General features: G+C 74.3%; 15 protein-coding genes, 1 tRNA gene and 1 other RNA gene. 9 read left to right on the top strand and 8 right to left on the bottom strand.

The window, feature by feature from the left end; translation table 11 throughout:
• The first annotated feature begins 8 nt into the window (after positions 1-8).
• The 5 genes from R2737_17550 to R2737_17530 all read left to right on the top strand — a co-directional run bounded on the left by R2737_17550 (position 9) and on the right by R2737_17530 (position 5,398).
• Complete coding sequence (locus R2737_17550; GenBank protein ID MEZ5118069.1) at positions 9-881, top strand: EamA family transporter; 873 nt, start codon at positions 9-11, stop codon at positions 879-881.
• A gap of 188 nt (positions 882-1,069) precedes the next feature.
• Positions 1,070-1,531: a VOC family protein gene (locus R2737_17545; GenBank protein MEZ5118068.1), complete on the top strand. Its 462-nt coding sequence runs from the start codon at positions 1,070-1,072 to the stop codon at positions 1,529-1,531.
• 300 nt (positions 1,532-1,831) lie between these two features.
• Positions 1,832-3,043: a hypothetical protein gene (locus R2737_17540; protein MEZ5118067.1), complete on the top strand. Its 1,212-nt coding sequence runs from the start codon at positions 1,832-1,834 to the stop codon at positions 3,041-3,043.
• A 16-nt stretch (positions 3,044-3,059) separates the two neighbouring features.
• Positions 3,060-4,553, top strand: a complete 1,494-nt coding sequence (locus tag R2737_17535; GenBank protein MEZ5118066.1) for an NAD(P)/FAD-dependent oxidoreductase — start codon at positions 3,060-3,062, stop codon at positions 4,551-4,553.
• Positions 4,550-5,398: an SDR family NAD(P)-dependent oxidoreductase gene (locus R2737_17530; protein ID MEZ5118065.1), complete on the top strand. Its 849-nt coding sequence runs from the start codon at positions 4,550-4,552 to the stop codon at positions 5,396-5,398. Before R2737_17535 ends, R2737_17530 begins: the two co-directional genes overlap by 4 nt.
• A 184-nt stretch (positions 5,399-5,582) precedes the next feature.
• Here R2737_17530 and R2737_17525 read toward each other — a convergent pair whose 3' ends face one another.
• Together R2737_17525 and R2737_17520 are read right to left on the bottom strand one after the other, a co-directional pair.
• Positions 5,583-6,113 carry a helix-turn-helix domain-containing protein gene (locus R2737_17525; GenBank protein MEZ5118064.1) on the bottom strand — a complete coding sequence of 177 codons (531 nt, stop codon included), beginning with the start codon at positions 6,111-6,113 and terminating at the stop codon, positions 5,583-5,585.
• 74 nt (positions 6,114-6,187) lie between these two features.
• Positions 6,188-6,946 (bottom strand): maleylpyruvate isomerase family mycothiol-dependent enzyme, encoded by a 759-nt coding sequence (locus R2737_17520; protein ID MEZ5118063.1) that lies wholly within the window; start codon positions 6,944-6,946, stop codon positions 6,188-6,190.
• A 326-nt stretch (positions 6,947-7,272) separates the two neighbouring features.
• Between R2737_17520 and R2737_17515 the strand changes: the two genes are divergently transcribed.
• Both R2737_17515 and R2737_17510 read left to right on the top strand, forming a co-directional pair.
• Entirely contained in the window at positions 7,273-7,779 is a 507-nt protein-coding gene (locus R2737_17515) for a DUF4190 domain-containing protein (protein MEZ5118062.1), read from the top strand.
• A 52-nt stretch (positions 7,780-7,831) separates the two neighbouring features.
• Positions 7,832-8,161 carry a hypothetical protein gene (locus tag R2737_17510; GenBank protein ID MEZ5118061.1) on the top strand — a complete coding sequence of 110 codons (330 nt, stop codon included), beginning with the start codon at positions 7,832-7,834 and terminating at the stop codon, positions 8,159-8,161.
• A gap of 28 nt (positions 8,162-8,189) precedes the next feature.
• On the opposite strand, the gene R2737_17505 is transcribed toward R2737_17510, so the two are convergent.
• The 6 genes from R2737_17505 to R2737_17480 form a co-directional block, all read right to left on the bottom strand.
• Complete coding sequence (locus R2737_17505; GenBank protein ID MEZ5118060.1) at positions 8,190-9,446, bottom strand: Dyp-type peroxidase; 1,257 nt, start codon at positions 9,444-9,446, stop codon at positions 8,190-8,192.
• On the bottom strand, positions 9,443-10,015 hold the full coding sequence (locus R2737_17500; protein ID MEZ5118059.1) for a copper chaperone PCu(A)C: 573 nt from the start codon (positions 10,013-10,015) through the stop codon (positions 9,443-9,445). Before R2737_17500 ends, R2737_17505 begins: the two co-directional genes overlap by 4 nt.
• Before the next feature lie 126 nt (positions 10,016-10,141).
• Positions 10,142-10,684, bottom strand: a complete 543-nt coding sequence (locus tag R2737_17495; GenBank protein MEZ5118058.1) for a hypothetical protein — start codon at positions 10,682-10,684, stop codon at positions 10,142-10,144.
• 103 nt (positions 10,685-10,787) lie between these two features.
• Complete coding sequence (locus tag R2737_17490; GenBank protein MEZ5118057.1) at positions 10,788-11,456, bottom strand: LytR C-terminal domain-containing protein; 669 nt, start codon at positions 11,454-11,456, stop codon at positions 10,788-10,790.
• Positions 11,453-11,773: a type II toxin-antitoxin system VapB family antitoxin gene (locus R2737_17485; GenBank protein MEZ5118056.1), complete on the bottom strand. Its 321-nt coding sequence runs from the start codon at positions 11,771-11,773 to the stop codon at positions 11,453-11,455. Before R2737_17485 ends, R2737_17490 begins: the two co-directional genes overlap by 4 nt.
• Before the next feature lie 150 nt (positions 11,774-11,923).
• Positions 11,924-12,011: transfer RNA gene (locus R2737_17480), tRNA-Ser, on the bottom strand.
• Between the two features lie 72 nt (positions 12,012-12,083).
• Here R2737_17480 and ffs point away from each other — a divergent pair.
• Together ffs and R2737_17470 are read left to right on the top strand one after the other, a co-directional pair.
• An RNA gene (gene ffs / locus R2737_17475) (signal recognition particle sRNA small type) lies at positions 12,084-12,180 on the top strand.
• Between the two features lie 100 nt (positions 12,181-12,280).
• Positions 12,281-14,464, top strand: coding sequence for a DNA polymerase III subunit gamma and tau (locus tag R2737_17470; GenBank protein MEZ5118055.1), 2,184 nt, complete (start codon positions 12,281-12,283; stop codon positions 14,462-14,464).

The raw sequence follows: 14,464 nt of genomic DNA, 5'->3' as shown, positions 1-14,464 counted from the left end.
GCCCGGCGATGACCGACCGGGTTCCCGCGTGGTCGCTCGCGGTCGTGGCCATGCTGTCGGTGCAGCTCGGGGCCGCGCTGTCCCTGCAGCTGGTGCCGGTCGTCGGCGCGGCGGGCACCGCGTGGCTCCGTCTCACCGCGGGCGCGCTGATCTTCCTGGCCATCAGCCGACCGCGGCTGCGCGGCATGGCCCGCCGCGACCTGGTGGGGGCGCTGGTGCTCGGTATCGCCACCGGGGTCATCACCGTGTCGTTCCTGCAGGCCATCGACCGCATCCCGCTGGGCACCGCGGTGGCGATCGAGTTCCTCGGCCCGCTCGGGGTGGCGGTCCTGCGCAGCCGCGAGTTGCGCCAGTACGTCTGGCCGGTGCTCGCCCTGGTCGGCGTGCTCCTGGTGACGTCCCCATGGAAGGGGTCGATCGACCCGGTCGGCGTCGCGTACGCGGCGCTGGCCGCCGTCGGGTGGGGGACGTACATCGTGCTGACCCAGTACGTCGGGGACCGGTTCAGCGGGCTGCAGGGGCTGTCCATCACCATCCCGATCGCGGCGCTGACCGCGGCCGTCGTGGGCGTTCCGCAGGCGGCCGGCAGCATCACCTGGGGAGTCGTGGCCGCGTCGGTCGGGCTGGCGCTGCTCCTGCCGGTGCTGCCGTTCTCGCTGGAGCTGCTCGCGCTGCGCCGGCTGTCGCTGGCGGCCTTCGGCACGCTGATGGCGCTCGAGCCGGCGATCGGACTGACCATCGGCGCCGTGGTGCTGCGGCAGATCCCGACCGTGCTGCAGATCGTCGGGATCGTCCTGGTGGTGACGGCCGGCATCGGCGCCGAGCGCCTCGGCCACCGGGAGCCCCCGACCCCCGGCGCCGCGCCCCCGATCGTCGACTGACCCCGTCCGCCCCCTTGTCGGGCACACGATCCGCTTAGCGGATCGTGTGCCCAACTCCGGCGGCGTGTCGGGGCCCGAAGGGTGCCCACGATCCGGGCCTGGTGGCGGGAGTGGCCCGTGGGACTAGCAGCGGCGACGCGGCGGGACCGGCAGCGACGCGGGCGCCGGGCCCGGCATGATGCGACGGCATGAGCCGACACGTCCAGGTCACGTTCGACGCCCACGACCCGCGTGCCCTGTCGACGTTCTGGCGGGACGTGCTGGGCTACGTCCATCCCGGGCCGCCCGGCGTGCCGCTGGCCGAGGGCGCGGATCCGCTGGCGGCATGGGACGACTTCCTGGCGGCCGTCGGAGTCCCGCCCGAGCAGCGCAACTCCCGATCTGCGCTCGAGGACCCCGACGGGGTGGGACCGCGCCTGTTCTTCCAGCAGGTGCCGGAGGGCAAGACCGCCAAGAACCGGGTGCACCTCGACGTCCGGGCGGCACCGGGACTCCACGGCGACGCGCGGATGGCCGCGCTGGAGGCCGAGTGCGACCGTCTCGTCGCACTCGGAGCCACCCGGCTCGCCCGGCACGAGCCGGCCCCGCCGATGAGTGCCGGTCACCTCGTGATGGCCGACCCCGAGGGCAACGAGTTCTGCCTGGACTGAGGACCGCCCGGGCGTTCCGCGGCGGACGCCGCATCCGTCATGACATGCTCGCCGAACGGGCCGTCGGCGCTGCGTCGACGGGAGGGGCAGGGGGCTTTGATGAGTCGTGCAGTGATCCGTGCCGCGGTGTCGGGGGCGATGCTCGCTGGGATGCTCCTGGTGTCGCCAGCGGTGATACAGGCGGTCTCAGGGCCCGGCGCGGTGTCCGGCCCAGTCACCGCCGTCCCGGTCGGGTCGTCGCGGGCCGCGGTGCCCTCCGTCGCACGCGTCGAAGTCGTCCCACCGCCGGCCGGGTCCGCAGTGGCGCGGTTCGTCAACCGGTACCGGCCGATCCGCGGCTTCTCCTACGAGCCGGCTCCGTCGGACAACGCGCGGAAGAACCCCACCCGCGGTCCCGGGGGCAACCAGGTCTACTTCGACTCCGACTACTACAACGAGGACTTCCGGCAGCTGTGGGGCCCCGGCGGCCGCGACGACCTGCGGAAGATGGCCTCGATCGACTCGAACTTCCTGCACATCTACAACTGGAACCCGTACCGCGACCACGGCGGCTTCCTCGACTACGCCGAACGGCTGGGCATCGGCGTCACCATCCCGATCAGCAACTACACCAACTGCCTCATCATCGGGAACGGGTGCGACGGGGTCGCCACGGGGAGCTACGCGGCCGCCTACGCCAACATCGAGCGGATCTTCGAGGAGATCTACCTGCCCGGGGCCGACCACAAGCCGCACCCCGCTGCCGCGATCTGGGGCGTCTACAACGAGTTCGACTACGTCGGGATCTCGCCGGAGTCGGTCCTGTTCGTGATCGCCGCGATCGTGGACCTCGAGCGCAAGTACGACGTCCCGCCTCAGTTCCGACTGCCGATCTTCGTGTCGACGTCGACCGGGCCGTACGCGGGCGGGGCGCAGGGCGTCGGCCCCACGTTGGCCGTGTCCCGGGTGCTGGAGGAGTCGGCGAAGAGCGACCAGCCGCGCACCTGGGTCGGCAAGGACGGCAAGCAGGTGGTCCTCGGCCCGATCCCGGACGGGTTCTGGCAGAGCCGCTACGTCGCCAGCACCAACCCGTTCCAGAACGCGATCGCGCTCAACACGCTGATCAACCAGACCTGGCCCGCGGCGTTCCCGGGTGGGGACCGCTGGAACGACCTGCCGCCGATGTTCTTCGGGGAGATGGGGTTCGCGTACCCCGACTCCCAGGAGGGGCAGCGGGTCCGCGACCAGCTGCGCTGCACGTACCCGATGTCGCGCGACAGCGCCTCGCCCGGTGGCTACTTCCTCGGCGCGGCGATGTTCGAGTTCACCCAGGAGGACCTCAACGGCCAGTGGGGGGTCTGGACGTTCTTCGACCCGTCGCGGTTCACCACCGCCTCCATCCAGGGGCGTGGCGGCGGAGCCTCCTGGATCCCCGGCGGGACCTATCGCGTCGACGAGCTCAAGGACCGGCCCACCTGGGAGGCGATCGAGGCCGGTTTCCATGCGCGGGAGCAGGACTGCATGTGGGGCTGACGGCAGACTCAGGGGCATGGCCCACGAGCACGTCGACGTCCTCGTCATCGGCGCCGGACTGTCCGGGATCGATGCGGTCGTACGGCTGCGGGAGCGGCTCCCGGACCTGACGATCGCGGTGCTCGAGGCTCGCGACGCGATCGGCGGGACCTGGGACCTCTTCCGCTACCCGGGGGTCCGATCGGACTCCGACATGCTGACCCTCGGCTACCCGTTCCGGCCGTGGAACGGTGCTGGGCTCGCCGACGGTCCGTCCATCCTGCGCTACGTCGAGGAGACCGCGCGCGAGTACGGCGTCGATCGGCTGATCCGCTTCGGGCACCGGGTGGAACGGGCGGAGTGGTGCGGGGACGACGCACGCTGGACGGTGCACGCGCGTCGCGCCGACACCGGTGACCCGGTCGTCCTGACCTGCTCGTTCCTGTTCTGTGCCACCGGCTACTACCGCTACGACGAGGGCTACACGCCGGCACTTCCCGGCATCGAGCGCTTCACCGGTCCGGTGGTGCACCCGCAGCAGTGGCCGTCCGACCTGGACTGGGCGGGCCGCCGTGTCGTCGTCATCGGCAGCGGCGCGACCGCCGTGACGCTCCTACCGGCGCTGGCCGAGACTGCCGCGCACGTGACGATGCTGCAGCGATCGCCGACGTACGTGCTGTCGATGCCGTCGCGGGACCCGTGGGGGAATCGGCTGCGGGCGTGGCTGGGCCCGCGGCGCGCGTACCCGCTGCTGCGCTGGCGCAGCATCCTGCTGACCCAGGCCAGCTTCCGGCTCAGTCGTCGGGCCCCCGCGCTGATGCGGTCCCTGCTCCGCCGTGGCGCGGCCGCCCAACTGCCCGACGGCTACGACGTCGACCGGCACTTCGCGCCGAGGTACGACCCGTGGGACCAGCGGTTGTGCCTGGCGCCGGACGGCGACCTCTACCGGGCCATCGGCTCCGGCCGGGCGTCCGTGGTGACCGACGAGATCGACTCGTTCACCGCCGGCGGCATCCGGGTCAGGTCGGGGGAGGAGATCCCCGCAGACGTGGTGGTGACCGCAACCGGGCTGAACCTGCTGGCCCTGGGCGGCATCTCGCTGGTGGTCGACGGCCGCGGAGTCGACCTGGCGGAGTCGGTGGCGTACAAGGGCATGATGCTGTCCGGGGTGCCCAACCTCGCGCTCGCGCTCGGCTACACCAACGCGTCCTGGACGCTCAAGTGCGACCTGGTGAGCCGGTACGTCGCGCGCCTGCTGGACCACATGCGCCGCAACGGGTTCGACACGGTCACACCGCTTCCACCACCCGACGCCCGGCGGCTGCCGCTGATCGACCTGGCCGCGGGGTACGTGCGCCGCGGTCTCGCGGCGATGCCGACGCAGGGGGTGCGCTGGCCGTGGCGGCTGCACCAGAGCTACCCGCGTGACCTGGTCCTGCTCGGGCTGGGACGGGTCGACGACGAGGGCGTGCGGTTCGGTCGTGCGCGTACGAGGCGGGGTTCGGATCACGCAGTGGGGAGCGCAGTATGAGGAGGTACCTCTTCGCGGGCGGCACGGCCGTGGTGACGGGTGCGGCGAACGGCATCGGCGCGGCGCTGGCGCACGGGTTAGCGGCCCGGGGGAGCGGCCTGGTGCTCGTCGACCGGGACGCGGAGGGGCTGGGCGCCGTACGTGCCGAGGTCCGGGCCGCGCGGCCCGGCTGGCCGGTGGCGACGTACGTCGAGGACCTCGCCGACGGCCCCGGCACCACCGCGCTCGGGAAGCGCATCGCGACGGAGCACCCGGGGGTGCGGCTGCTGGTCAACAACGCCGGGGTCGGGCTGGCCGGGCGGTTCGACCAGGTCGACGTCGAGGACGTGGAGTGGGTCCTCGACGTCAACCTGCAGGCGCCCATCCGGCTCACGCACGCGCTGCTCCCCACGTTGAAGGCGAACCCGGGGTCGCACGTCGCGCTGCTGTCCAGCGTGCTCGGGCTGGTGGGGGCGTACGGCCAGTCGGCGTACTGCACCAGCAAGTTCGGCCTGCGCGGGTTCGGCGAGGTGCTGCGCCAGGAGCTGGTCGAGGACGACGTCGGCGTGACCACCGTGCACCCCGGCGGGATCCGCACCGGCGTCGCTCGCGCGGCTCGCGTCGGGTCCGGCGTCACCCCGGAGGAGTACGAGGAGGGGATGGCCGAGTTCGAGCGGGTGCTCACGATCGAGCCGGCGGATGCGGCCCGGCGGATCCTGGACGGGATCGAGCGCCGTCGGCCGCGGGTGCTGATCGGCGCGACGGCCACGGTGCCCGACGCCGTCGCGCGGCTGCTCCCGACCCGGTACCCGGCAGCCGTGGCCCGGCTGGCCCGCTCCCGCGGCGGAGCCGTCCGCCCCCGCTGACCCGAACCCGCGGCTGCCCCGGCGCCGCCGACCCGCGCCGCCGCCGACCCGCGCCGCCGCTGCCCGCCCTCTCCGCGGCCGAATGAGTCTGGGCGTTGTTTGCGAGGCCTAATTCGGCCCGCAAACAACGCCCAGACTCATTCCGTCGACCGGGTGAGGGGCTGCGGGATGTCAGGGACCGTGGTCAGGGGAGGCCGGCGTGGTCGCAGAGGAGGTCCACGGCCTCGTCCAGCAGCCGTCCCCACCGGTCGCCGCCGGGGTCGTTGGAGATCTGCTGGTCGGTCAGGCCGGTGACCAGCGCGGTCCAGAGGTCCAGGTGGCGCGGGTCCCTCACCCCCGCCCGCGCCACCGCGGCGGAGAATCGCTCGTAGTTGCGCACCGCGAGCGCGTACGACTCCTCCGACGGGACGAAGCCCGGTACGACCCGCTGGAACATCAGCTGGTAGCGCACCGGATCGGCGGTGCAGAAGTCGAAGAACATCCGCGCCCCGTGCCGCAGCTCGGCCCGCGTCACCGGCTCGCCCTCGCCCGGCGTGTAGTCCAGCTCCAGCATCGCCCGCTGCCCGTCGGCGAACATCGCGTCGAAGATCTCGTCCTTGCTGGCGAAGTACGCGTACAGCGCCGGCGCGGTCATGCCGACCGCGCGCGCCAGGTCGCGCAGGGCCAGCCCGGACAGACCGCGCTCGCGGCACAGGTCCCACGCCGCCGCGACGATCTCGCGGCGGGTGGCCTCGTGCCGGCGCTCCCGGGCGGAGGTCGCAGCGTGGGAGGGGCCGGTCGACGGCGCGGTCAGAACGGCACCGCCTGCCCGAGCAGTCCGGTCCCGGTCGCCCGGCCGGACACGATGCGGCAGAACTCCACGGCGTCCAGGGTGAGGGACTCACCGTCGTCGCCGGACGCGAAGTCGCCCCCGGCGGGACCGTCGAGGTGGAGCCGGAACGGCTGCCCGTGCCGGCGCCCCCACTCCGCGACGATGTCGGCGACGATCCGGCCGTCGTGGTCGGCGTCGGTGGCCATCTCCACGCCGAGTGCCCGGGACAGGTCGACCCGGTGCATCCAGGTGTCGCGGGTCAGGATGACGTCGACGAAGTAGCCCATCGTCCACCGCTCGCGGATCGGGCCCGCCTCCACCGGGATGGACACGAACCGCCGCACCGGCGCGGGCGTCCGGCCACGACCGCGGGCCGCCCTTGGGGCGAGCGCGGCGCACTCGGCGACCAGTGCCTGCTCCGACAGGTCGGCGGTGCGTTCGATCTGGATCGCGGTCATGTGGTCGACCGCCTGGCCGCCGAGTCGTCGCACCCGCCGGGCGACCTCGAGCTGCTGCGAGGCCATCTCGCGTACGGAGGCCGCGCTGCGCTCGGCGCCGACGAGGTGGCCGACCAGGTCGCGCACGGTCCATCCGGTGCAGTCGGTGGGCAGCGCCCACTGGTCGTCGCGCACCGAGGCGGCGAGCGCGGCGAACCGGCGGTACTCCTCGCCGGCCAGGGCGATCGCCTCGTCGTGGCCGAGCGGCGCGATGTCGGCGGTGGCGGTCACGGTGGTCATGGTCCCTCCCCGGGATTGTCTGAACGACGTTCAAGGTACTGAACAACGTTCAGAAGCGTCAACCCCCACCGCCGGACCGCCCCGACGGGCCATGCTGAGGTACGACCACGCAAGCGACCGCGGAAGGACCCGCGATGAGCGACGCGACCCCTCCGCCGCCCTCGGGCGGTACGCCTCCGCCGCCTCCCGGCGGCGCGCCTCCTCCTCCGGGCAGCCCGCCCCCGCCTCCTCCGGGCGGGTATCCCCCGGCCGGCGGCTACCCACCGGGCGGCTACCCACCCTCCGGGTCGTACCCCCCGCCGGGCGGCGCCGCCCCGCAGAACGGCATGGGTACCGCGGCGCTGGTCATGGGCATCCTGCAGTTCTTCTGCCTGGGCCCGATCGGCTCGGTGCTGGCGATCATCTTCGGGGTCATCGGGATCCGAAAGGCCAAGGACGGCACCGCGACCAACGGCGGCACGGCCAAGGCCGGCATGTGGCTCGGCATCGCCGGCCTGATCCTCAGCCTCATCGCCCTGGTCGTCCTCATCGTGTCCGGTGCCTGGATCTTCAAGGCGGCCTCGGAGAGCCTGGACCCGGCGAACAACACCCGGACCGGCCTGGCGGACGGCCGCTACGTGATGGACCCCAACGTCTGGCTGCACGTCAACAACGACTGCTCGTTCACCGGGGTCCCGTACTCCGCGGAGACCAACGAGCCCGGCCCGAGCAGCGTCACCGTGGTGGGGAGCGGGCCGCAGCAGTGCGGGCCCGGGGGAAGCTCCAACAACCGCGTCGTCACGTTCACCGTGACCAACGGGACCGCCACCATCGAGAGCGTCGAGGTGGGCTGACGGACAGCCGACCGGTGAGGGGCGGACAGGGGGTGGCCGGTTGAGGCGCGCGATGGCCGCCGCGCTGCTGGCCGCGGTGGCCGTGTCCGGCTGCGGCGGCGGTGATCCCGTGTCGCCGTTGGTGGAGCAGACGGACCGGGCGAACCTGGCCGCGCTGGAGTCCGACCTGCGGGCGGCCGCGCTCGGCATGGAGACGGCCTTCGCCGAGACCGGTTCCTACCCGACCGTCACCGCCCAGATCCCCGGGTTCGTCCCCTCCGGCGGCGTGCAGGTCACCGTCGCCCGGGCGACCGCCGACGGCTTCTGCCTCGAGGGCACCGTCGACGGCAGCGACCCGATGCACGTCGAGTCCAGCGGAGCGCTGACCGCAGGTCCGTGCTGACCCGTGGGTGCGGCGGCGCCCCCACGGGTCAGCCCAGTAGTCCGTCGCCCACGTACCCGCCGGGCGAGGCCCCGGGCGGCAGCGCGAACACCGCCGACCCGATCGGGGTGGTCCAGGTGTTCAGCAGGTCCAGCTCGGCCAGCCGGCGCTGCACCGGGAGGAACTGCCGCTCGATGTCGGCCTGGTACGACGCGAAGATCAACCCGGCGTCGCTGGCACCCTCGGCGTCGGTCCCTTCGTCGTAGTTGTAGCCACGCCGGAGGAACGGCGGACCGCTCGCCTCGCCACGGGCACGGCGGATGTGGGCGGACGGCAGGATCACCGACAGTCCCCGCTCGTCGACCGCGTCGAGGTCCGCGACGTCTGCCTCCTTCGTGCCCGTCAGCGGGGCGCCGTTGTCGAGGCGTCGGCCGATGGCCTGCTCGCGGCCGGACCGGTCGAACGCGTCCCAGGTCTCGAGGTCCATCCGGATCCGGCGGACCACCACGGTGCTCCCGCCCAGGAACCACTCCGGACCGCTGTGCGCCCACACCAGCTGGTCGAACTCCTCGGTCCCGGGCCTCGGGTTGACGGTCCCGTCGACCTGGCCCATGAGGTTGCGTGGCGTGGTGCCGGCCGCGGTCGCTCCCGCAGCGCGGAGGAACCCGTGCTGCCGCCACCTCGGCACGGTGAAGGCGCGCGCGTCCTTGCCGAGCATCCGCACCGCGTGCGCGAGCGTGGTGGGGTCGTCGGACCCCACCTGCACGAGGACGTCACCGCCGGACCAGCGCGGCTGCAGCCGGTCGATCCCGAAGGACGGCAGGGGGGCGAACCCCGGCGGCCGCTGGTCCTGCAGCCCGGCCAGATCGAACACCGCCGGCCCCAGACCGAACGTGATCGTGAGCCGGGCCGGGTCGAGCGCGAGCTCCGGCTCGTTGTCGCCGAGTGCGCCATGCCCCTGGGTGAGCCGCTCGGCATCGTCGGACAGCAGGCGCATCAGCCGGCGCAGCCCGTCCTTGTCGGTGCCGGGACGCAGGTCGAGGGCGAGGAACACCGCGTGCGCCTGCGCCGGGGTGGCGACGCCGGCCTGGTGCGGCCCGTGGAACGGCTCCACGGCCGAGCCGACCGCGCCCGCACCGAGCGGGTCGGGTGCGGTCGGCTGGGGGGTCGGCTCGGAGCCGCCCGCCGCAGCAACCGCGGTCGCGCCGGCGACGCCGACCGCGGCGCCGCCGAGCCCCGCCGCGATGCCGGTGAGCAGCATGCGGCGGGAGACCCGGCGGTCCGACGGTGCGGGGCTGTCGGTCACATCCCCTCCGACATGCTGGCCCCCTCGGACATCCCGTCCATGGGCTGGTACGTCTCGTTGCCGCCCGCGTAGTCCTTGGCGAGCGCGACGAACTCCACCGTCGACCCGTCGTCGAGGGTGAGGGTGACCGTGACGTCGTCACCCGGGGCCACCGGCGACGTCAGGTCCATGATCATGATGTGGCTGCCGCCCGGCTCGAGCACGAGCTCTCCGCCTGCCGGAACCACGAAGCCGCCCTCCTTGGGCTGCATCACCATCTGGCCGTCCTTCATCACGGTCTCGTGCAGCTCGGTGCGATCGGAGGCGCTGGTCGTGGCCGAGACCACGGTGACGTCCGCGTCGGTCGCGTTGACGAGGGTGCCGAACGCTGCGGTCATGCCCGACTCCGCGGCCTTGGCCCAGGGGTCGGTGACGGTGAGGGAGGTGCTGGACGCCGGCTCTGCGGTCGTGGCGCTCGCGGCGGCGGAGGACGAGGAGGCGCTGCCGGAGTCGTTGCTGGCGCAGCCGGCGGCACCGCCGGCGACCAGCACGAGGGCCGCGGCGAGCGGGACGAGGGAACGGGGGGACACGGACATACGGAGCCCTTTCGGGACGCGCGCCGATGAGGGACGCGGACGGGTGGGGTGCGCGTGCGAGCACGGCGGGTAGCACGGCGCGCACCCCCTGCCCCGCAGGGGATCTCGGCGTCGTGCCGGTCAGATGACGTGGGCCGGGCGCGGGCCTGGCGGCCCACGCCGGACCACCGCGTGCCGTAGCGGCGCACCGGTCGCGACCGGGCCGCGGGCCACCGGCGTGGCCGCGTACGCGGGCACGGGCGAGGTGGCGAGCGAGGCGGCGCGCAGCGGTCGGGTCAGGGTGGCGACGAGCCACTCGACCAGCGCCTCTCCTCGGCGCAGCACGAGGGCGGTCAGCACCACGGCGACCGCGTGACCGGCGAGCATGGTCGCGGTGGGGGTGCCGCCGTGACCGGCCCCGGCGTGCTGGCCAAGCCCCACGTGCAGGACCACCTGGGTCACGGCCAGGAGCCCGATCAGGCGGGGGAGGCTCCACACCCGGTCCGACAGCAGCGTCGCCGCGACCACACCCACGCCGAGCCACAGGGCGAGGGCCGCCGGGTCGACGTGGCCGCCGCCGAGGGAGTGGCCGGCGGACGCCAGCCCGACCGCGGCGGTCCCCACGACCAGTCCGCGGCCGGCGCGCCACGCAGGGACGCGGCACCACCGGGATGTGGCGGCCATGGTCACCTCCGCGCGCGCTGGGACCACCAGGGTGGCACCGGGATGCGGGCAGCATACCCATGGGGGTATGCCCGCAGTGTCGCCGGGCATCCGCCCGGACGGGTCAGGAGGCCGACGGGGAGGGCGACGGGGCCGGCGTGGTCCCCGTCGAGGCCGCCGGCGCGGTCGAGGCGGGCGCACCCCCGGGGGACGGGCAGCCCGGTCCGGACGGGGACGGGACCGGCTTGGTCAGCGCCTTCTGCACCTGCTCGCTGGTCCGGACCTTCTGGAACGCCTCGCCGAGCACCGTGTCGATGGTGGCGTCGGTCCGGTCGTCCTGCACCAGGACGGCCTTGGGGATGTAGTAGCGCATCAGCGTGGCGCCGTCCTGGCCCTTCGCCCCGTAGCGGATCTCCGCGGTGCCGGTGATGGTCTTCGACAGCGGGTCGTTGGCGACCTTGCCGATCACGAAGCCGCGGGCCTTCAGCTCCTCCGACGTGCGGCCGGCCAGGCCGCTGATGTCGGTGGAGTTGTAGACGTTGGTCGTGACCTGACCGGGCTTGGGCAGCCCCGTGCCGGGGATCACCGTCACGGTGGTGCACGGCAGCGCGGACGGCCCCGAGGACGCGTCGGTCGCCTCGTCGGTGGAGGACGAGTCGCGGAACAGGATGAAGGACAGCCCGAACCCCGCGGTGAACAGCACCAGCATGGCGAGGATCACCAGGATGATCGGGCCGACCTTCGAGCGCTTCCGCCCGGTACCGCTGTAGCCGGGTCCCCCGTACGAGCTCATGCCGTCGCCCCCTGGGCCAGCCGGGCGTCGAGGTCGAGGATGCGCGCGTGCAGCAGCGGGCGCTGCTGCAGGGCGGCGCGGACCGCGCGGTGCAGGCCGTCTTCGAGGTAGAGGTTGCCCTCCCACAGCACGACGTGGGCGAACAGGTCGCCGTAGAACGTGGAGTCGTCGGCCAGCAGCGCGTCGAGGTCCAGCGTCCGCTTGGTGGTGATCAGGTCGGTCAGCTTGACCTGCCGCGGCGGCACCGCGGCCCACTCCGACAGCGTGAGGCCGTGCGGCGGGTACGGCCGCCGGTCGCCCACGCCCTTGAAGATCACGGCGCGAGTCTAGGTCGCGCGTACCGCCCCACAGCGGAGCGGGCGGCGGATGCGAACGGATCGTTACCCAGACCCCCCGGTGTTGGGCACACGATCCGCTTTGCGGATCGTGTGCCCAACACCGCCGACGCGGCGGCCGGGGGCTGATCGTGGCGGAGGATAGGGGATTCGAACCCCTGAGGGGTTTCCCCCAACACGCTTTCCAAGCGTGCGCCCTAGGCCACTAGGCGAATCCTCCGCGGAGGAGGGTACAAGCGGTGGCCGTTCGCCCGGAAATCGGCGCAGCCCCCGCGGGCCGGTAGACTCGGCGGCCGACCCCCCGTGCGGCGGCATCCCGCTGAACCCCCCCAGGGCCGGAAGGCAGCAAGGGTAGGCAGGCTCTGTCGGGTGCGCGGGGGGTCCCTTCGCGCCCCGCGGCCGGCGGCTCGGCCGCACCCGCCCTCCACCGCGTCCCCCGGCCCGCGAACGCCGGGGCCGGGGGTCGGGCCCCGCGGCTAGGGTGGCGCCGTGTCCCTGGCCCTGTACCGCGTCTACCGCCCCGGTCGGCTGGACGACGTGGTCGGCCAGGAGCACGTCGTGGAGCCGCTGCGCCGGGCGCTGGCGCACGACCGGGTGCACCACGCCTACCTGTTCTCCGGTCCGCGCGGCTGCGGCAAGACCTCGACGGCGCGCATCCTGGCCCGGTCGCTGAACTGCGAGCAGGGGCCCACGCCGGAGCCGTGCGGGGAGTGCCGCTCCTGCCTCGACCTCGCGCCCAACGGCCCCGGGTCCATCGACGTCATCGAACTGGACGCCGCGACCCACCGCGGCATCGACGACGCCCGCGAGCTGCGTGAGAAGGCGGTGTACGCCCCGGCCGCGTCCCGCTACAAGGTCTACATCATCGACGAGGCGCACCAGCTCACCAACGAGGCCGCCAACGCGCTGCTGAAGCTGGTGGAGGAGCCGCCGCCGCACCTGCGGTTCGTGTTCGCGACCACCGAGCCCGAGAAGATCATCGGGACGATCCGGTCCCGTACGCACCACTACGCCTTCCGGCTGGTGCCCGGCCGGGTGCTGCAGCAGCACCTGGCGTCGGTGTGCGAGGCCGAGGGCGTCCCCGCCGACCCGACCGCGCTGGCGCTGATCGCTCGCGCGGGCGGCGGCAGCGTCCGGGACGCGCTGTCGATCCTGGGACAGCTCGCCGCGGGCGCCGGCCCCGAGGGCATCACGTACGCCGAGGCCGTCGGCCAGCTCGGCGTCACCGACGCGGCGCTGCTCGACGACGTGGTCGACGCCCTCGCCGCGGGCGACGGCGCCGGGCTGTTCGCCGTGGTCGACCGGGTCGTGGCCTCCGGGCACGACCCGCGCCGGTTCGTCACCGACCTGCTGGAGCGGCTGCGCGACCTGGTCGTACTGACCGCGGTGCCCGGGGCGGCCGAGTCCGGCCTGCTCGACGTCCCCGACGACCAGCTGGCCACCATGGCCGACCAGGCGACGCGCTTCGGGCTGGCCGAGCTGTCCCGGGCGGCGGACCTGGTCAGCCAGGGGCTGTCGGAGCTGCGTGGCGCCACCGCGCCGCGGTTGCAGCTGGAGCTGCTCTGCGCCCGGCTGCTGCTGCCGGCCGCCGACGACGCGTCGCGCGGGCTGGCCGCCCGGCTGGACCGGCTCGAGCGCCGCTTCGGGGCCCACGGCGTCGAGGAGCGGGCCGAGGGCGGGGGGAGCCCCGCCGAGCCGTCTCCGGCCTCCGTGCGCAGCGCCTCGCCCCGCGGGTCCGGTGCGTCGGGCCCGTCCCCGTCGACCGGCCAGTCGACCGGCCAGTCGCCCGACCAGTCGCCCGACCAGGCGACCGACCAGGCGCCGCCCGCGCGCCCGTCGGCCGCCCCCGCCGCGGACCGGGCGGCGTCACCGACCGGCCCCGGTTCGCCCCCGCCGGCCCGACCCTCCGCCTCGGCCCCTCCGCCGCCGCCCCCGCTGTCCCGGGTGGCGCCGTCCACGGCACCCGCGTCGACACCGGCGCCCCCGGCCGCGGCGGGGCACGCGGACGACTCCGCGGGGTCCGCCGCACCCTCGGTCCCGGCCGAGCAGGAGACCGCGGCCCGGCCGAGCGCCTCGGCGGGCCAGGGCGCCCTTGGCGCCCACGGCGCCCCGGGGGCCCCGGGCGCCCCGGCCGAGGCATCCGCCGCCGGCCCCGACCTGGGAGCCGTCCGGGTGGCCTGGCCGCAGGTGCTGGAGGCGCTGAAGTCGCGCAAGCGGGTCGCCTGGATGGTGTTCGGGCAGTCCCGGCCGCTGTCGCTGTCCGAGGGCGTCCTCGCCGTGGGCGTGCCCGCGGCCGGCACGGTGGCCGGGGCCCGCCGCAGCGGCCACGACGAGCTGCTGCGACTCGCCCTGCAGGACGTGCTCGGCCTCGATGCTGCCGTCGACGTGGTCCTCGACCCGGATGCGGAGTCCGCGGCGGCCGCCCCGTCGCCGGGCGCGGCCGGCGGCCCCGCCCGCGGCTCCGAGGGGGGCGACGGTGACGCCCCGACCCGCAGCCGCGCGGCGGAGGTCCGTGCGGCCGCCCGCGCCGCCGCGGCCGACCCGGACCCCGACGCCGAGCCCGACGTACCCCGGCTGGACGACGACGACCTCGACGCCGAGGGGCTGACCGGCGAGGACCTGGTCATGCGCGAGCTCGGCGCGACGCGCATCGGCGAGATCGAGAACGGCTGA

The organism is Candidatus Nanopelagicales bacterium (assembly GCA_041393815.1).
Lineage (GTDB): Bacteria > Actinomycetota > Actinomycetes > S36-B12 > JAWKJK01 > JAWKJK01.
This window is presented reverse-complemented; position numbering and strand designations above follow the sequence as displayed.